Origin of the sequence: Entomomonas moraniae, assembly GCF_003991975.1 — a bacterium.
In the GTDB taxonomy this organism is placed as follows: Bacteria; Pseudomonadota; Gammaproteobacteria; order Pseudomonadales; family Pseudomonadaceae; genus Entomomonas; species Entomomonas moraniae.
The window spans coordinates 1,391,704-1,410,807 of sequence record NZ_CP029822.1; the positions used below are offsets into that span (position 1 = coordinate 1,391,704).

6 protein-coding genes are annotated in these 19,104 nt (G+C 37.2%); 4 read left to right on the plus strand and 2 right to left on the minus strand.

Annotated features, from left to right (window positions below; genetic code table 11):
• Nucleotides 1-50: 50 nt before the first annotated feature.
• Nucleotides 51-392: a copper-binding protein gene (locus DM558_RS06650; RefSeq protein WP_127162877.1), complete on the minus strand. Its 342-nt coding sequence runs from the start codon at nt 390-392 to the stop codon at nt 51-53.
• A 25-nt stretch (nt 393-417) separates the two neighbouring features.
• The gene (locus DM558_RS06655; RefSeq protein ID WP_127162879.1) at nt 418-1,782 is read right to left on the minus strand and encodes an efflux transporter outer membrane subunit; all 1,365 of its coding nucleotides are present in this window, start codon (nt 1,780-1,782) and stop codon (nt 418-420) included.
• 273 nt (nt 1,783-2,055) lie between these two features.
• Here DM558_RS06655 and DM558_RS06660 point away from each other — a divergent pair, with 273 nt between their 5' ends.
• The 4 genes from DM558_RS06660 to DM558_RS06675 all read left to right on the plus strand — a co-directional run bounded on the left by DM558_RS06660 (nt 2,056) and on the right by DM558_RS06675 (nt 18,578).
• On the plus strand, nt 2,056-3,006 hold the full coding sequence (locus DM558_RS06660; RefSeq protein ID WP_127162881.1) for an AEC family transporter: 951 nt from the start codon (nt 2,056-2,058) through the stop codon (nt 3,004-3,006).
• Between the two features lie 233 nt (nt 3,007-3,239).
• Nucleotides 3,240-3,617, plus strand: a complete 378-nt coding sequence (locus DM558_RS06665) for a hypothetical protein (protein WP_127162883.1) — start codon at nt 3,240-3,242, stop codon at nt 3,615-3,617.
• A 133-nt stretch (nt 3,618-3,750) separates the two neighbouring features.
• The gene (locus DM558_RS06670; protein ID WP_127162885.1) at nt 3,751-8,838 is read left to right on the plus strand and encodes a non-ribosomal peptide synthetase; all 5,088 of its coding nucleotides are present in this window, start codon (nt 3,751-3,753) and stop codon (nt 8,836-8,838) included.
• Nucleotides 8,784-18,578 carry a non-ribosomal peptide synthetase gene (locus DM558_RS06675; RefSeq protein ID WP_127162887.1) on the plus strand — a complete coding sequence of 3,265 codons (9,795 nt, stop codon included), beginning with the start codon at nt 8,784-8,786 and terminating at the stop codon, nt 18,576-18,578. The genes DM558_RS06670 and DM558_RS06675 overlap by 55 nt, the downstream gene beginning before the upstream one ends.
• Nucleotides 18,579-19,104: the final 526 nt, after the last annotated feature.

The following is a 19,104-nucleotide window of genomic DNA, read 5'->3' on the forward strand; positions in this document are numbered from 1 at the left end:
GTGTCTTCCTGTTTTTATCAATAACGAATGGTGTGGTTCAGTTAATCTAACTACTGAACAATATCAACACGTTGAAGCATTGATAACGGTCCTTTTTGTTCAAATGTAAAGCGGATGTTATCGTTTGGTTTTAAATTTTGAATCAACGCCACATCTTCAGCTGTAAAGCGCATCGTCATAGCAGGCCAGTTTAATGAAGTTATCGGATCATGATGGATAGTGACTTTTTTATTAGCAAGATCAACACTTTCAACAACCCCTTGCGTTTGAATAAGTTGTTGTGTTTGTGTGGCTGATGGTTGATGATCATGCTCATGAGTTTGGTCGGCCCATACCACTGCTGTTGAACTTAATGTTAAAGCTGTTGTAAGTATCATGTGTGTTAATTTCATAACAAATTTCCTTGTGTTGTGTTATTTATTCTTTCCAACCGCCACCTAGGGCAACAAATAGATTGACCTGATTGGCGAGTGTGTTTTGTGTTAAAGTCAATAGAGTTAGTTCAGTCGTAAATACATTACGCTGTGCATCAAGAATATCTAAATAACTGGCAGAACCACTCAAATAGCCTTGCTGTGATAAGCTCAATGCATTTTGTTGAGTTGATAAGTATTGCTCTTGAAGTAATTTTTGCTGACGATAACTTTGTTGTAGTGTTAATAAATCAGCCACTTCTTTGAAGGCTGCTTGCAATGTTTTTTCATAGGTTATGGCAGTTTGTTGTTGTCGAAGATTAGCGATATCCAAATTAAATTTATTTTGTCCTCCTTTAAAAATCGGTAAACTGATTTTAGGTGCTAGATCCCATAAGGTAGCCCCACTTAATAAATCAGAAAGCTCTGTACTGGCATTACTGATGCCACCCGTCAGGGAGATAGAAGGAAAAAATGCCGCTCTGGCTACACCTATATCTGCGTTACTGGCTTTAAATTGATGTTCGGCTTGTTGAATATCGGGGCGCTTCAACAAAACAGTTGAAGGTAAATTGCTAGGGATTGCTACGTTAATTAGATTTAGGTCTGTTACAGGTTTAACTGTTAAATCATAACGATTCACTAAGTTTTGTAACGTATGGTGCGCTATTTGTTGTTCTTGTAACAACTCAACACGGCTAACTTTAATACTTTCAAGCATACCTCTTGCTTGCTCATAATCTAAATAGGTTGACTCTCCAGAAATCAACCGTGACTCAATCAAGGCCAATGCTTGTTGATAATTTTCCATTTGCTTATCAGCCGTTGCTATTTTTTGAACAATAATTTGCTCATTAAAATAAGCTTGGGCTACTTGTGACACGAGTAATAGATAGACATTACGTTGTGCTTCTTCCGTTGCTAAGTAAGCCTCTAATTGTGATTGGCTTAAATTTTTAAGCCGCCCAAATAAATCAATCTCAAAGCTAAACGAAGCACCTATATTATAATTTTTACTGGTTTCATCACGATTTTGCCCAGCGTATTGAATCGATGTCTGACCATCAACTTGAGGGTAACGGCTCGATTGTGCTACACCATATTGCTTATAACTCTCCAAGGTTTTAAGTGTAGCTAGTCTGATATCGGTATTATTCGCCAGTGCCATCTCAATCAGAGAGATAAGTTGTTCATCCTTAAAATAACGCTTCCAACCAATATCACTTAAATCAATGGAAGTATGATCTTCAGACTGGCTTAAATACTGAGGAACTGTTGAAATATCGGGGTCACTATTTTTTGGTGCTAACGAAATACAACCGGTTAACACCATAAATAGAGGAATGGAGATGAGATTTAACTTAGCCATGTTTTCTCTAATTCATAAAATAGATGAATAGAGAATAAGACTTACGTGTAACGTCACCGTGACAGAAAGATTACAATTTTTGTAATCTACTAAACATCAGCCATCATAAAATAATCAACGCTCACTTTTAAAGGCAATACTTTAGGCCATTATATTTAAAAAAAAACAACTTACCCTTTACTTTAGCACTATAGCGATAATATCAAGCGAACGGTATTATAAAAAGTATCTATAAATAACGAATACTCCTTTAATGAGTAAACTAGCTTACCAATGAAACAAGTCTTCTTAAATGATTTATTGCCTATATTCGTGCTTCTAGTATTTGGCTACATTGCAGGTGCAAGAAATCGTTTTACTGAAGACAATGCCCTTGCTTTTAATAAACTCGTATTAAATTATGCACTACCTGCCGCTTTATTTATCTCGATTGTTAAAACTGATCGAGCAATGTTATTTTCCGACATAACACTAACCCTTGTCAGTACATTGATTTTATTAATTGGCTTTGCTATCAGTTTTTTTAGTTGTCTACTCCTTTTTAAACATAGTAAACAAGAAGCATCTGTTGCTGCAATGATTACTGGCTCTCCAACTGTTGGGGTATTAGGGTTTGCCATTTTAGATCCTGTCTATGGTGCAGGCGCTACCACAGGCATTGTGGTAGCGATTGTTGCTATCATCCAGCATGTGATTATTATTCCATTTGGTATTTATTTATTTCATCCAGCCGATGAGAACGGTAATAAAAAACATACCAATCCTGTGATTGCTGCAATAAAAGAACCTATTGTTATTGTACCAATGATAGCAATCATATTGGTTATTTTAGGGATAAAGTTTCCAACTGTGCTAGATCCTAGCTTAAACCTAATCGCTTATACTAAATCAGGTGTTGCCATCTTCGCCGCAGGCATTACATTATCTGTTTATAAATTACAGCTCAGTAAAGAGGTCGTCTACAATACTTTTTTAAAATTATTTGTAATGCCTTTCTTAGCCTTATTACTCGGTATTATGTTTAATTTGCAAAAAGAAATTATTCAAATGCTAGTGCTTATTTCAGCGCTTCCCTCCTCAATTTCAGGAGTTATCGTTGGCGGTCGCTATCAGACCTACTTAAAAATAGGTACTTCCTCATTAGCATTTAGTATCCTGTTCTTTGCTTTGGCCGCACCTTTTTGGATCATGTCTAGCGGCTATATTATCGATTGGTTTTATTAAAACACCCACAAACTATCAACCTATTGTTTAGCTTATATAATTAATAAATATCATCTAATAGCTCAAGCCATTACATATAAGCTTAGAGCTCATTATTCTAAAAAAACCGTAGATACTAGACTAATGTACTATTTTTATTAATCATTTTTTTTAGGATTATGATTATGTGTTTAGAAGCTAATTTATAGAAATTATGTGTGCATAAATTAAAATACAGTGGATGTCTAATAATTATGAATGGAATTAATTTGTTTGTGACTGTAGGGATATTAATCTTAGTTCTATCAACACATTATTTTTATGTTCAAACTACCTCAAAAATAAAATATATTTTCAATAAAGTATTTTCTAATAATACTTTCATTTTCTACGTTATGAACCCTGTTCAAAAGCAACACGTAGTAGCCTTTGACGCTTTCTTTATTCCTTACTCAATATCCGATCTATCATTAACACCACAATATAACCAATTAGATACTAACCAACATAATAAAAGTTCTAATATGTTATTAAAAATTATCTTACTGATTAGTAAGATAAATATACCTAATCATGTCAATAGTTTTCTAGGAAAAGAGCTGACTCATCCTCCGCATTACCAAAATAATTAATCAGACTCCTCGGAAATAAAAAAACTTTAACGGACATCTAAATTGCTTTCTTTAAAGATCATTCACTTTTAAATATTTTATAAAACAAATCATTAAGTTAAATAATTCGTATTAAAATTATAGGTTAAATCATATGAAAAATATAAAACTTACACCTTATCAATTAACTTTTTATTATGAGTGGTTAGCTAACCCACTACGTCACGATTACAACATGGTGATTGATAATACAATTACTGGTGAAATAGATTTACAACGTCTACATGATAGCTTAAAAAAAATCTTCAATGAACACTTCATTTTGCGCCACAATGTTGCTAATGACGTTAATGGTATAGTATGGAAACAAAGAGAACCTGCATCAGGTACAGATATTGTTACTTATCACAAGGCCCCACTCTCTGATGAGAAAATTAGAGCACTTGCTTTAAAACCCTTCGATTTAGAAAATGACCTCTTAGGTAAAGCACATATTATCAATCTAGGTAATAATCAATACCGACTCATATTTATTTTCCACCATATTGTAGTAGATGGAATCAGTACAGGAGAAACTTGGGATAAATTTCGTCAGCACTATAACGGTATTGACTATAATTTACCTTGTATACAGACACAAGCAACAATGCATGAATCATTAAATAACTATTTCGAAGGATTATTAACCACACAAAAAGGACAGATGCAATCATTTTGGAAAGAGCATTTAACTGATGTAAGAAATATTGATCTAACCTTTCTAAAACCACCATCAACTATAAAAAACAAAGTCCCCTTTGCTATCACTGAATACACTTTCAGTTATAGTGAAGAAGTCGCCAAACAAGTTAAGTCGCTAAGACGTCGCTATAAAATAACCACTTATCTTTTTGGACAATTAGTGATGGCATTGTTATTACATAAAATAACACGCCAGGCGGATATCCCCATTGCTTATCCCGTGGCCATATTAGAAGGCAAAGAATTACTGTACGGAGCACATGTTAATACATTACCTATTAACTACCATTTTGATGACCAAACAACGTTACAATCGGTCATTGACAAAATGTTTACTTATTATAAAGATGTAAAAAACCACAATAGCAAGTACTTGCCTGTTTATGACATTATCTCTTATGCTGACAATCCTGCTATTTTAGACATTGCATTCGTGCAAACCTTTCTTCGAGATCACACAACAAGTCTTAATGGTGTTAGCAATGAAAAGATTAATCATCAATTTCAAATAGACTTATCAAACAAGCTCGTTTTTGAACAAGAAGAACATGATAACCATATCAATTATCGTGTTAAATTTGATGCACAAATATTGGATAAAAACCTTGTTCAACAATTTGCAAGTTTTTATCAACAACTCTTCACAACCACTCTTGATTATTTATTAAATGATCAAGCAGATACTTTAACTAAAACAGTAAAAATTATAGACAACACTGTCTATCAAACCCTTATTCATGACAAGAACCAAACCCGTAGACCTTATAAACAGGATAAAACTATCCCTCAGGTCTTTGAGGAGCAAGCCTCTAAAACTCCTTTGAATATAGCGGTGATGTTTAATGATGTGCGTTTGTCTTATGCTCAGTTGAATGGCAAAGCGAATCAGTTAGCTCATTATTTAAAAGAACATTGTGCAATTAAACCTAATGATTTTGTCGGGTTGTATCTGGATCGTTCGGAGCAGATTGTGGTGTGTATCTTGGCTATTTTGAAAGCTGGTGCCGCCTATGTTCCGATGGATCCTGATGCACCTGATGAGCGTAATGGCTTTATTATGCAGGATGCTCAGTTGAAAGCCGTGCTTTGCCAAGCGCATTATGCAGATAAGTTGGCTACCCTTGCACCCGATGTGGCTATTTTTTCTGTGGATGAGCCTCGTTTTGTTGAGACGTTGTCTGGCTATCCAGTTGATAATGTGGTTTCTGACACGACTCCTCGTGATTTGGCTTATGCAATTTATACCAGTGGGACTACAGGAAATCCTAAGGGTACGTTGATTGAGCATCATAATGTGAATCGTTTGGTGGTGAATGCAAATTATGTATCGGTGGATGAGTCTGATCGGTTTTTGAGTATTTCTGGGTATCAGTTTGATGCATCTACTTATGATTTATTTGCGGCGTTGTTTAATGGGGCTGCTACAATTATTGCCACTAAGGATAATTTTTTGAATTTGGCAGTGTTTAATCAGTTGTTGGCGGATTATGAAGTGACTAACTTTTTTGCTACCGCTGCCTTTTTTAATACGTTGGTGGATGCCGAGTTGCCTAATTTAGCTAGGTTGCGTTATGCCCTTGCTGGAGGTGAGGCGTTATCAGCGGCTCATGTGAATAGGTTTTTGGAGCTTTATCCGCAGGTTAAGGTGGTGAATGGCTATGGCCCTACGGAAACAACAACGTTTGCGGTGACTTATTTGGCAAATCAGGCAGCTCCTTTTGATCATTCTGTGCCTATTGGGGTGGCGTTGTCTAATACAGCACTTTATATTTTGGATGAGCAGCTTGAGCCTGTGCCGATGGGGGCTATTGGTGAGCTTTATATCGGGGGGGCTGGAGTTGGTCGTGGGTATTTGAATAACCCTGAGTTAACGCGTAAGGTGTTTTTGGCAAATCCGTTCCAAACAGCTGAGGAAAAAGCTGAGGGGTATAATGATCGATTGTATAAGACGGGGGATTTGGTTCGTTATTTGCCAAATGGCAATATTGAGTATATTGGCCGTAATGATTTCCAAGTTAAAATCCGTGGCTTTAGGATTGAGCTTTCTGAGATTGAAAGCCGTTTAATCGGTCATCCTTTGGTTAAGCAAGCGGCTGTATTGGCATTAACAAATGCGAATGGTGGTAAGTATTTGGCTGCTTATTATGTCGCTGACAGTGCAATGACGCATGAGGCGTTATCAAGTTATTTGCAGCAGTTTTTGCCTGAGTATATGGTGCCAACCGCTTTTGTTTATTTGAGTGCGTTTCCACTTAATATGAATGGCAAGCTCGATCGCAAAGCGTTGCCTGTGCCTGAGTTTAATCATAACGGTGAATATATTGCACCTAAAACACAAACTGAACAAACACTACAAGGTGTTTTCAGTGAGTTTTTAGACATTCCTGCTGAAAAAATTAGCACATTGGATGATTTTTTCCAACTGGGTGGTAATAGTATTGTTGCCATCAAATTGTCGAGCAAAATGGCTAAACTTTTTAATAAAAAAATCCATGTTGCCGATATTTTCTCCAGACGTACGATTTACTCACTCAGTCAACTGATTGATGAAAGTAAGGATAGCTCGCTGTCCATTACGGCACCTCAAATAGAAAAACCTGAAGACCAGTTATTATCCTTTGCACAGGAACGGTTATGGTTTATAGAATCTTATGAGGGGGGAACTTCTGCCTATAATATTCCATTAGTTTTTAAACTAACTCAAACTGCTGATATTAAGAGCCTGAAACACGCTCTTTTACATATTATTGAGCGTCATGAAGTATTACGCTCACTTATAAAAACCAATCAAGCAGGCCTTGGTTATCAACAACCGATAGATATAAATAATGTATCGCTCAACTTCAACCAACAAACTTGCCATGAAATCTCTGATTTACACATTCGAATTGATGCACATATTCATCATATTTTTAAATTGGATCAAGAAATCCCTGTTTCTGTTGAGTGCTACCAATTAAGCAATGAACGTTATATGAGCATTGTCATCCATCATATCGCCTTTGATGGATGGTCAATTGATTTACTCACCAAAGAACTTATCCATTATTATGATCAATACAATAACCAACAACTAGACAGTATATCTTCTATTACTGAACTACCTGCTGTTGATGTTCAATACAAAACGTTTGCATTATGGCAGCGACAATACCTACAAGGCGAACAGTTAGAACAACAACTTGATTATTGGCAAAAGCAACTCACTGGCTATGAACCTCTAAGTCTACCCACCGACTACCCTCGTCCATCACAAATAAATTACCAAGGTTGTGATATTAACTTTCAATTAGGGGAATCGTTGAGTCAAGACCTACGTCAATTAGCGACTAAGCTTAATGTCAGTTTATACACTGTATTGTTAAGTGGTTATTATTTACTGCTAGGCTCTTTTAGTAATCAAAAAGACATTATCCTTGGTACGCCAACCGCTGGCAGGCATTATCAAGGTATTGAAAATACTATTGGTTTCTTTGTTAATAGCCTAGCTTTAAGACAACAAATTAAACCCGACATGAGCTTGATTGACTTTATTAAAAAAACAGGCGAGCGGACTAGTGAGGCACAGCAATACCAAGATATTCCTTTTGAAAAACTGGTTGATGCTATGCAAGTCGAAAAGGATGAGTCAAGACATCCACTCTTCCAAGTTATGTTTGGAGTACAATCATTTGGTAACCCAGATAGCCATGAATTAACTAAGCTGCTAGAGCTTTATCAAACGCAACAAACAACCTATCAAGCCGCTAAGTTTGATATTACAACACTGCTAGATGATTCAAAAGAATCTATCTCAGGTATTTTTAACTATGCCACTACGTTATTCAAAGCTTCGACGATTGAAAACTATATCAGTGTTTATAAAACTATTTTGGCACAATTTACACGCTTATATGAAGAGCAACAGCCAATTGCCAAGCTAAAACATCTGAACACACAAGATTACCAACATCTTATTCATGACAAGAACCAAACCCGTAGACCTTATAAACAGGATAAAACTATCCCTCAGGTCTTTGAGGAGCAAGCCTCTAAAACTCCTTTGAATATAGCGGTGATGTTTAATGATGTGCGTTTGTCTTATGCTCAGTTGAATGGCAAAGCGAATCAGTTAGCTCATTATTTAAAAGAACATTGTGCAATTAAACCTAATGATTTTGTCGGGTTGTATCTGGATCGTTCGGAGCAGATTGTGGTGTGTATCTTGGCTATTTTGAAAGCTGGTGCCGCCTATGTTCCGATGGATCCTGATGCACCTGATGAGCGTAATGGCTTTATTATGCAGGATGCTCAGTTGAAAGCCGTGCTTTGCCAAGCGCATTATGCAGATAAGTTGGCTACCCTTGCACCCGATGTGGCTATTTTTTCTGTGGATGAGCCTCGTTTTGTTGAGACGTTGTCTGGCTATCCAGTTGATAATGTGGTTTCTGACACGACTCCCGTGATTTGGCTTATGCAATTTATACCAGTGGGACTACAGGAAATCCTAAGGGTACGTTGATTGAGCATCATAATGTGAATCGTTTGGTGGTGAATGCAAATTATGTATCGGTGGATGAGTCTGATCGGTTTTTGAGTATTTCTGGGTATCAGTTTGATGCATCTACTTATGATTTATTTGCGGCGTTGTTTAATGGGGCTGCTACAATTATTGCCACTAAGGATAATTTTTTGAATTTGGCAGTGTTTAATCAGTTGTTGGCGGATTATGAAGTGACTAACTTTTTTGCTACCGCTGCCTTTTTTAATACGTTGGTGGATGCCGAGTTGCCTAATTTAGCTAGGTTGCGTTATGCCCTTGCTGGAGGTGAGGCGTTATCAGCGGCTCATGTGAATAGGTTTTTGGAGCTTTATCCGCAGGTTAAGGTGGTGAATGGCTATGGCCCTACGGAAACAACAACGTTTGCGGTGACTTATTTGGCAAATCAGGCAGCTCCTTTTGATCATTCTGTGCCTATTGGGGTGGCGTTGTCTAATACAGCGCTTTATATTTTGGATGAGCAGCTTGAGCCTGTGCCAATGGGGGCTATTGGTGAGCTTTATATCGGGGGGGCTGGGGTTGGTCGTGGGTATTTGAATAACCCTGAGTTAACGCGTAAGGTGTTTTTGGCAAATCCGTTCCAAACAGCTGAGGAAAAAGCTGAGGGGTATAATGACCGGTTGTATAAGACGGGGGATTTGGTTCGTTATTTGCCAAATGGCAATATTGAGTATATTGGCCGTAATGATTTCCAAGTTAAAATCCGTGGCTTTAGGATTGAGCTTTCTGAGATTGAAAGCCGTTTAATCGGTCATCCTTTGGTTAAGCAAGCGGCTGTATTGGCATTAACAAATGCGAATGGTGGTAAGTATTTGGCTGCTTATTATGTCGCTGACAGTGCAATGACGCATGAGGCGTTATCGAGTTATTTGCAGCAGTTTTTGCCTGAGTATATGGTGCCAACCGCTTTTGTTTATTTGAGTGCGTTCCCGCTTAATATGAATGGCAAGCTCGATCGCAAAGCATTGCCTGTGCCTGAACTCATTAATACAGCGTCTTATATTGCTCCCACTAACCCAACGGAAACTATTTTCTGCCAACTGTTTGCTAACATCTTAAGAATAGATGAAAAGCAGATCGGTATAGAAGATGACTTCTTTAAACTAGGTGGTGACAGTATTAGCAGTATTCAATTGGCTAACCGTGTTCGCCAAAACCTTGGTTACTATCTCTCAATCAAAGATATCTTTAACTACAGAACAATTAAAGGGCTCAGTGATTATGTTATTAAAAACCAACATAATAAAGCCTCTCAGATACAATCTGAGCAGGGTATTTTAGCAGGTGACATTACGCCAGCACCTATTCAACAATGGTTTTTTAATAATGTTACACAAGGTAAATACCAAAACCCAGCGCATTGGAATCAGGCATTCCTCATTAAAGTGCCACAGTTAAACCATACCGTGCTACAACTTAGTATTGAAAAATTGGTTGAGTACCATGATATTTTACGTGCGACCTATAGCGATGACTTAGGGTATTATCAACAATCGTTGCCACTCGCTTTTGATATTTTAAATGTTGAAAAACTTTCAGTAACAGACATAGAGCAACAGCTGACACAATGGCAAGATCAGTTCAATCTTAATGATGGCCCACTTTATCATATAGGCTATCTTGAGGGTTATGCCGATAACATTGCACGCATTCATGTAGCGGTACATCATTTAAATATTGACGCAGTCAGTTGGCGAATCATTAAACATGATTTACAAGCTATTTATGAGTACTTCACACAACAAGCCACAATAGATGAAACCATCAGTGCTGAAAAAATACTGGGGGCAAAAAGTACCAGTTACCGCCAATGGGTCATGGCGCAACAAAATTATTCGTCAAAAAAATCGTCTAGCCATGAAAAAGCCTACTGGCAAAACTTGTTAGCAGACTTTGAAGGCTATCAACAACATATTAACCAATACCGTACCAATACGGTTCATAAGCTGCAATTAACATTGCCAAAAGAACAAACAACTCGTTTATTACGAGAGGCTAACAAGGCTTATCACACCTCTATTAATGACCTTTTATTAACAGTATTGGCTAAAGCGTTAACAACCCTATTCAACACACCTGAGCATTATGTGCTATTGGAGGGGCATGGTAGAGAAAAACTATTTGATGATATTGATATTAATAACACCGTAGGGTGGTTCACTTGCATGTATCCCGTTAAGTTATGTGCTCAACAAGGTGAATCAGTCCATAACCTCATCGCGATTAAAGACAGTTTGCGTAGCATTCCTGAACGTGGTTTGGGTTACGGTATTTTAATGGGTTATACCCAACACCCTCTTCCTTCCGTCTGCTTTAACTATCTGGGTCAGTTTGATGGACAGGAAGATATACAATGGTCATTCAGCCATGAGAGCTCAGGCATCGCTATATCAGCTAACAATCGCATGACCGATTTCTTATCATTAAACGGCGGTATTCTCAATGGACAACTACAGTTTAACGTAGAAGGTTATTTAGCTGTCGATCAGCTTCATACGTTTAATGATGTCTTTACACAGCAACTTAATGATTTAATCGATCAATTAACAGCCATAGACCGTTCGTACTTAACGCGTTCTGACATTAATGACATTATTTCTCGTGAGTTATTAGATAAATTACAAACAAGTAATGAAGTTGAAGCAATTTACCCTGCCAATAGTTTACAGCAAGGTTTTATCTATCATGCTGTTGCCCAAGGCCAGTCAGACAGTGCCTACCGTATTCAATTGATTTGGGATTACCATAATCCGATGGATGCAGAGGCCTTCAAAAAAGCATGGCAAATTAGCCAAGCAAACTACCCTGCCCTGCGCTCACGCTTTTCTTGGGATGAGGAGTTTATCCAAGTTATCGACAAGCAAAGCAGTTTTGCTTGGGCGCTTATAGACCTTAGCGAGCAAACTCCAGCGCAGCAGTTAACAAGCCTTGAAGAAATCATTCAAAAAGATCATCAAATTAATTATGATCTAAGCCAAGGCCAGCTCTTTAGAATCTATTTAATTAAATTGGCAGATGCACATTACCAATGCTTATTTAACAATCATCACACCATTTTAGATGGTTGGAGTGTACCTGTTCTGTTAAATAATGTGCATCAAAACTATTTATCGATCATTAATCAAAAACCTATCGTAGAGCAAACTGACCACTGCTATTTAGCAACTCAGGCCTTTTTGCAGCAAAAAGCAGCAGAAACCGAAGCATTCTGGAATAGCTATTTATCCTCACCAATTGAGCCAGAGAGTTTAGATAGCCTTTTAAAAGATGAGTCTCGACATATTAATCTCAGTGATCACAAGTTTATTGTTGACCACCAAGAACGTTCTATTAACTTCACAGGGCGGCAAGCTGAGCAGCTCAAAGCATTCTGCCGTAAACATGACTTTACCATCAATGCCCTTATGCAGTACTGCTGGCACCAACAACTAAGTCTTCATGGTAATACGAAGACAACAACCGTAGGGATGACAGTATCAGGTAGAAACTTGCCTATTGATGGTATAGAAACCTCCGTAGGGCTTTATATTAATACCCTGCCTGTTACTTTGAACCATGAGGATGGCCGTATTATTGACACGATTAAGTTACTGCAAACGCATATTAATAATGTCAATAATCACAGCAATATCAACCTGACTAAATTACAACGTTCAGGAACGCGCCTCTTTAACTCATTGTTTGTTTTTGAAAACTACCCTATTTCAGAGACGCACAATGAGCAAATAAAACTAACCTTTAAAGAGGGTAAAGAGAAACTAGATTATCCATTAGGTATTGTTGCTTTTGAAAATGCACAACAAATCACCCTCAAGATAAAATATGCAGGTGAGTTATTTAGTGAGCAAGCCATTGAGCGTGTTTTACAGGGGATCAACCTCACCTTGAAACAATTACTTGCTAACCCAATGGTATTAGTCAAAGAGCTACAACTGATAACAGCTGAGGAGTATCACCATCTTATAAAAGAACAAACGCAAACGGTTATTCCTTTTCCTAAACATAAATTAGTCAACCAATTGTTTGAGGAACAGGTACAAAAAACACCTGATGCGTGGGCGCTAGTGTATGAAGATATTCGCTTTACCTATCAGGAGCTCAATGACTATGCTAATCAACTCGCTCATTATTTAATCACCACTCTTGAGACTAAACCGGATGATTTAATTGGCTTGTATTTAGATAAGTCTGAACACATGGCTATTGCTATTTTAGCCATACTAAAAGCAGGAGCAGCTTATGTGCCTATGAGCCCACAAGCACCTGTTGAAAGAATTCAGCACATGGTTAATGACACCAACGCTAAAGCTATATTAACCAACGCGGTGTATCAAGATTATCTTAATCAATTAATGGATTCATCAAACAAGGTAATTGCTATTGATGCGCCAACCTTCACTAGCAAAATTGTACAAGGTGATAAGCATAATCCAATAACACAAACGCAATCAAACCATCTTGCTTATATTATTTATACCAGTGGTACAACGGGTAATCCTAAAGGGGTGATGATTGAACATCATTCGCTTATTAATATGGCAACCTTGCAGCAAGATATTTTAAATTTGAATCCGAAGCATGGTCAAAAAAATGTACTCTGGTATTCTAGCTATGTCTTTGATGCTCATGCTTTTGAACTGTATAACAGCCTACTAAATGGGCATTGCTTACATATCCTTACTGAAGAAAAACGCCTCAACTTCAATGCGCTATCTGATTACATAACAGACCATCGTATTGATCTTGCATTTATACCTCCAGCCCTGCTTGATAAGAACGAATTGCTCAGTATTCCTATATTGGCTATTGGCGGCGAGTCTGCTAATCCTGAGGTTGTTAATCAATATTGCCAGCATGAAACTACGCTTATTAATCTTTATGGCCCCACTGAGACAACCATTTGGGCGACTACGCATCCTTATCAAAAGGTTGATATCAGTAATAACATTGGTAAAGCCAATAAAAACTTTTATCTTTATATCTTAGACGAGCATTTTCGCCCTGTCCCCCAAGGGGTTAAAGGTGAGCTTTACATTGGTGGGTTCGGTGTTGGGCGTGGTTATTTAAACAATACCGAATTAACAAACCGTGTATTTATTGCTAACCCCTTCCAAAGTGCAGAAGAAAAGGCACATGGATACAATGACCGCTTATATAAAACAGGAGATCTTGTCCGCTACTTAGCCAATGGTGATGTAGAGTATATTGGCCGTAATGACTTCCAAGTAAAAATCCGTGGTTTTAGAATTGAGTTAGGAGAAATTGAAGCACGCCTAGCTAGCCACCCTGAAATTAAGCAAACATTAGTGATGGCACTTAGCAATAGTTTAGGCACTAAATACTTAGCCGCTTACTATGTAGCTAAACGAGCGTTATCTCAAGAAAGTTTGGTGGAGTATTTACAACAGTTTCTACCTGACTACATGCTTCCCTCAGCATTTGTTCATTTAACGGCTATGCCGATTAGCATTAACGGCAAAATCGATCGTAAGGCATTACCTACGCCATCATTAGTGCTAATGGATACTTACATTGCACCAACAACGTCCACTGAAAAAACTTTGGCTGATTTATTCGCTGAATTACTGGGACTAACGCCAGATCAAGTCAGTACCAACAGTGACTTTTTTGGGTTAGGTGGCGACAGTATTTTGGCCATTAAACTATCAAGCAAAATAGGCAAAGTATTCAATAAAACTGTGCCTATTAATGAAATTTTTACCAAACGTACTATACAAGCATTGGCTATCTTCTTAGATGAAGTAGAAGAAGGTCAACAACGGATTATAGCACCTGTTATTCAGCATCCAGAAGAACAGCGTTTATCTTTTGCTCAAGAGCGTTTATGGTTTATTGAGAGCTATGAGAATGGTAGTAACGCTTATAACATTCCGCTAGTTTTCAAACTGGCAGAAAATACTGATTATAACGCTATAGAGCAAGCGCTCACCGAAGTTGTTAATCGCCATGAAATACTACGTTCAGTGATTAAAACTAATGTGGAGGGCGCAGGTTATCAACGTGTTATAAACCTACAAGAAAATCCTTTAGTGATTAATCATCAAGTATGTGAAAGTAAAATAATTTTAGATAATTATCTTTATAATCATGCCCATAAAATATTCATACTTGATCAAGAACTGCCTATTTCTATTAATCGCTATCTATTAGACCATGAGTATTATATAAGCATTGTTATTCATCACATTGCTTTTGATGGTTGGTCTACGGATTTGTTGATTAAAGAGCTTATACAGTGCTATCAACAAATTACTCAACAACAGCCTATCAACTTAGCGCCTGTTGATGTTCAATATAAAGACTTTGCTCTCTGGCAACGTCATTACTTACAAGGTGATGTTCTTGCACAACAACTGCAATATTGGCAACAACAGTTGGGAGATTATGAACCATTGAACTTACCTACAGATTATCCTCGCCCTGCTCAAGTCAATTATGATGGCATGGATATGATGTTTGAATTAGGCAGCGAGCTTAGCCATGCATTACGCACAATAGCCGCTGAATCAAAAGTCAGTTTATATACCGTGTTACTCAGTGGTTATTATTTACTACTCAGTGCCTTTAGTAATCAACGTGATATAGTCATTGGCACGCCTATCGCAGGAAGACATCATCAAGGTATTGAAAACACCATTGGTTTTTTCGTTAATATGTTGGCGTTGAGAACCTCCATCAATCCTGAAGATAGCCTACAAGCGTTTATTGAACAAACTAGCCAACATGTTCTTGATGCACAAAAATATCAAGACTTGCCGTTTGAAAAACTGGTTGATTCATTACAGCTTGAAAAAGATGCCTCAAGGCATCCTATTTTTCAAGTTATGTTTGGTGTCCAATCTTTTGCAAGCCCAATAACATCAGAATTTGAGTCGTTATTTACACCATATAAAACCAAGCATGCTCAATATCAACCTGCAAAGTTCGATATCACTACGTTACTAGATGACTCACAACCCTCTATTACAGGGGTATTTAACTATGCAACCAGTCTATTTAGTGAACAAACTATTGCATACTATATTTCTGTTTATCAGCATATTCTAGAACAGATAGTCACGTTGTATAAAAAACAACAATCCATTGCTGAGCTACAACTTTTAACACCTAATAGTCACCATCAAGTGATTACGCAATGGAACCAAACACGATGCAGTTACCCTACTGATGCCACTATCCCGATGCTATTTGAACAACAAGTGCAAAGAACACCGGAAAATACGGCAGTGATTTATGAGCAAGAGAGCATCACCTACCAAGCACTTAATGCACAAGCGAATCAACTCGCTTATTATTTGAGGGCTAACTTTGCCATACAACCTGATGATTTTGTTGCGCTATGTTTAGATCGCTCAAAACACATGCCTATTAGTATATTAGCAATCCTTAAGGCTGGTGGCGCGTATGTTCCTATGGACCCACAAGCCCCTGATGATCGTATTGTCTATATGCTAAATGATACCAAAGCCAAAGTAATATTAACTACTCATAAGAGTTATGAAAAAATCAAAGCATTGGTAAATCCAGAACAAACTGTTATTAATCTACAAGATGAGGATAACATAAGAGCAATAAGCCATTACCCTGTGAATAACCTACCACATTTAGCAAAGCCACACCACTTGGCATATGTGATCTATACTAGTGGTACAACAGGTAATCCTAAAGGCGTAATGTTAGAACACCAAGGGGTTGTTAATCGGATTAATTGGATGCATAAACAATATCCTATTACAGAACAAGACCACATCTTACAAAAAACTAACTACACCTTTGATGTTTCTGTGTGGGAGTTATTCTGGGCCCACTGGTATGGCGCTTGTATTGTATTTGCCAACTCAGAGCTTTACAAAGACAATGTTTATTTGGCACAGCTTATTGAGTCAGAAAAAATAACTGTTTTGCATTTTGTGCCATCAATGTTGGTTGCCTTTATCGAAACACTCGAAGCACAACCAGAGCTTCAATTAAAAGTACAGTCATTAAAATACATCTTCTGTAGTGGAGAAGCACTCAATCTCTATGAGGTAAAAAAATGTCAGCAGTTAATTCCTTCTTGTGAGATACACAACCTCTATGGACCAACTGAAGCAACCGTAGATGTTTTGTATTACGATTGTAATAACCCTGACATCAAACAAGTACTTATTGGTAAACCTATCGATAATACCAGTGCCTATGTACTTAATGAGTTGTTACAACCAGTCCCTATCGGCGGTATTGGTGAGCTGTATGTAGGGGGTGATGGTCTGGCACGTGGTTATCTAAATAACCCTACTCTAACGCAAGAAAGGTTTATTACCAATCCATTCCAAACACTGCTGGAGCAACAACAAAACTACAATGGCCGTATTTACAAAACAGGAGATCTTGTCCGTTCATTGGCTGATGGCAATATCCAATACTTAGGCCGTAATGACTTCCAAGTTAAGATTCGTGGTTTTAGAATAGAACTTGGTGAAATAGAGGCACGACTAACACTTTACCCTGCTATCAACTATTGTGTTGTGATCGCCTACGAGCAAGCTAGCGGTAGTAAATACCTCGTTGCTTATTATGTGGCGGCTCAAAGTATTGATGAGCAATTACTGTCTCGTCACCTGCATGAAACATTGCCTAGTTACATGATACCCAGTGCATTTATTCATTTAACAGAGTTACCTATTACCTCCAATGGTAAACTTAATAGAAAAGCACTACCTAAACCAGAGCTAACCGACAAGGTTGAATACATTGCACCAGAGAATATGGTTGAAATAACACTCTGTGATATTTTTGCAAGTATCTTAAAAATCTCTGCCAGTGAAATCAGCATGGCCGATAACTTCTTCAAACTTGGTGGTAATAGTATTTTAGCCATGATGTTAAACAATCGGATTAATGAAGCATTCCAAATTAAATTACGTTTGGTTGACATACTTAATACGCAAACTATTCGCGAGTTGGCTCAAAAAATTGCCAATACTCAACAATTATTTAACCCTGTTGTTTCACTTAATACAGCGATTAATAAACCGGTCATATTAATGATCCATCCAGGTATTGGCGGTTGTGATGTTTATAGCGCCCTGGCGAATAAACTTACAGACCATTACCAATGTCAGGGCATTGACTCTTATAATTTCTATCATGAGAATAAAATAGATGATCTTTATGTATTAACCCAATACTATCTCAATCACATACAAAAAATACTCGCTCTTAATGAACCTATTATTTTACTGGGTTGGTCATTAGGCGGGCATATTGCATTGGAAATGGCAACGTATTTTGAAGCCCTTGGTATTAATAATATCAAAGTCTATTTACTAGATACGTGGCTATTAGATAAAGAAGATATAGCTAATACTAACAACCCGATCGAGCTCGCTTATGCTATGAAAGAGCTCAATATTCCTGATAGTTTAAAAACGAAAGTTGAGTCATTGGCTGAAATAGACAGTAGGCTAGTCGTTCAACCTCTTTCTGCTGTGCTTGAAAAAACTCAAATTGTTTTATTCAAAGCGACACAAGCAAGAGAACACTCACCAGAGCTTTATGAAAAATATCCCTACAATAATATTGATCGTTATATTCATTCACCTGATCAACTACGAGTTGTTGAATTGAATTGTGATCACTATCAAATCATCAATCAGGAGAGCATAATTATAAATCATCTTATTGAATTAGTTAATTAATCTAAAAAAACCGCTAACACCTAATTATTAGCGGTTTTCAAATTGTATTATTTTTTAACTAGCATTACAAAAAAAAAGTATAGACCTTAAAAAAACGAAGATTACAAACACCTCAAACATGAAATAATTTCATAATCAAGGTGTTTCTTCTATTGCTTCATCACTTTGTGAAACACATCACAAAAAACTTTTGTTTTGATTTTTTATATACTTACAATGTTATTTATATTTAAGCTATGTATATCTCCATTAACTAAACACAACTTAAACTTGAAAAAAACCCAGCCAAACTGAACAGACACTGAACAGAAATAATTTATAACAAAAGTATAAAATTGACTCAAATCACTATACAACAGTTAATCCATCATCTTTTTTGTATGCAAACGACATCATACTTACATTATCTTGATATACTTTACTAGAAAAGCCTAATAAAATTGGTATCGGATGCTTAAGAACCTTCTTCAAGTGTGGCATCAAGGTCAAACTAATATTTTATTATTAGAAAGATCCGTTTAAATCA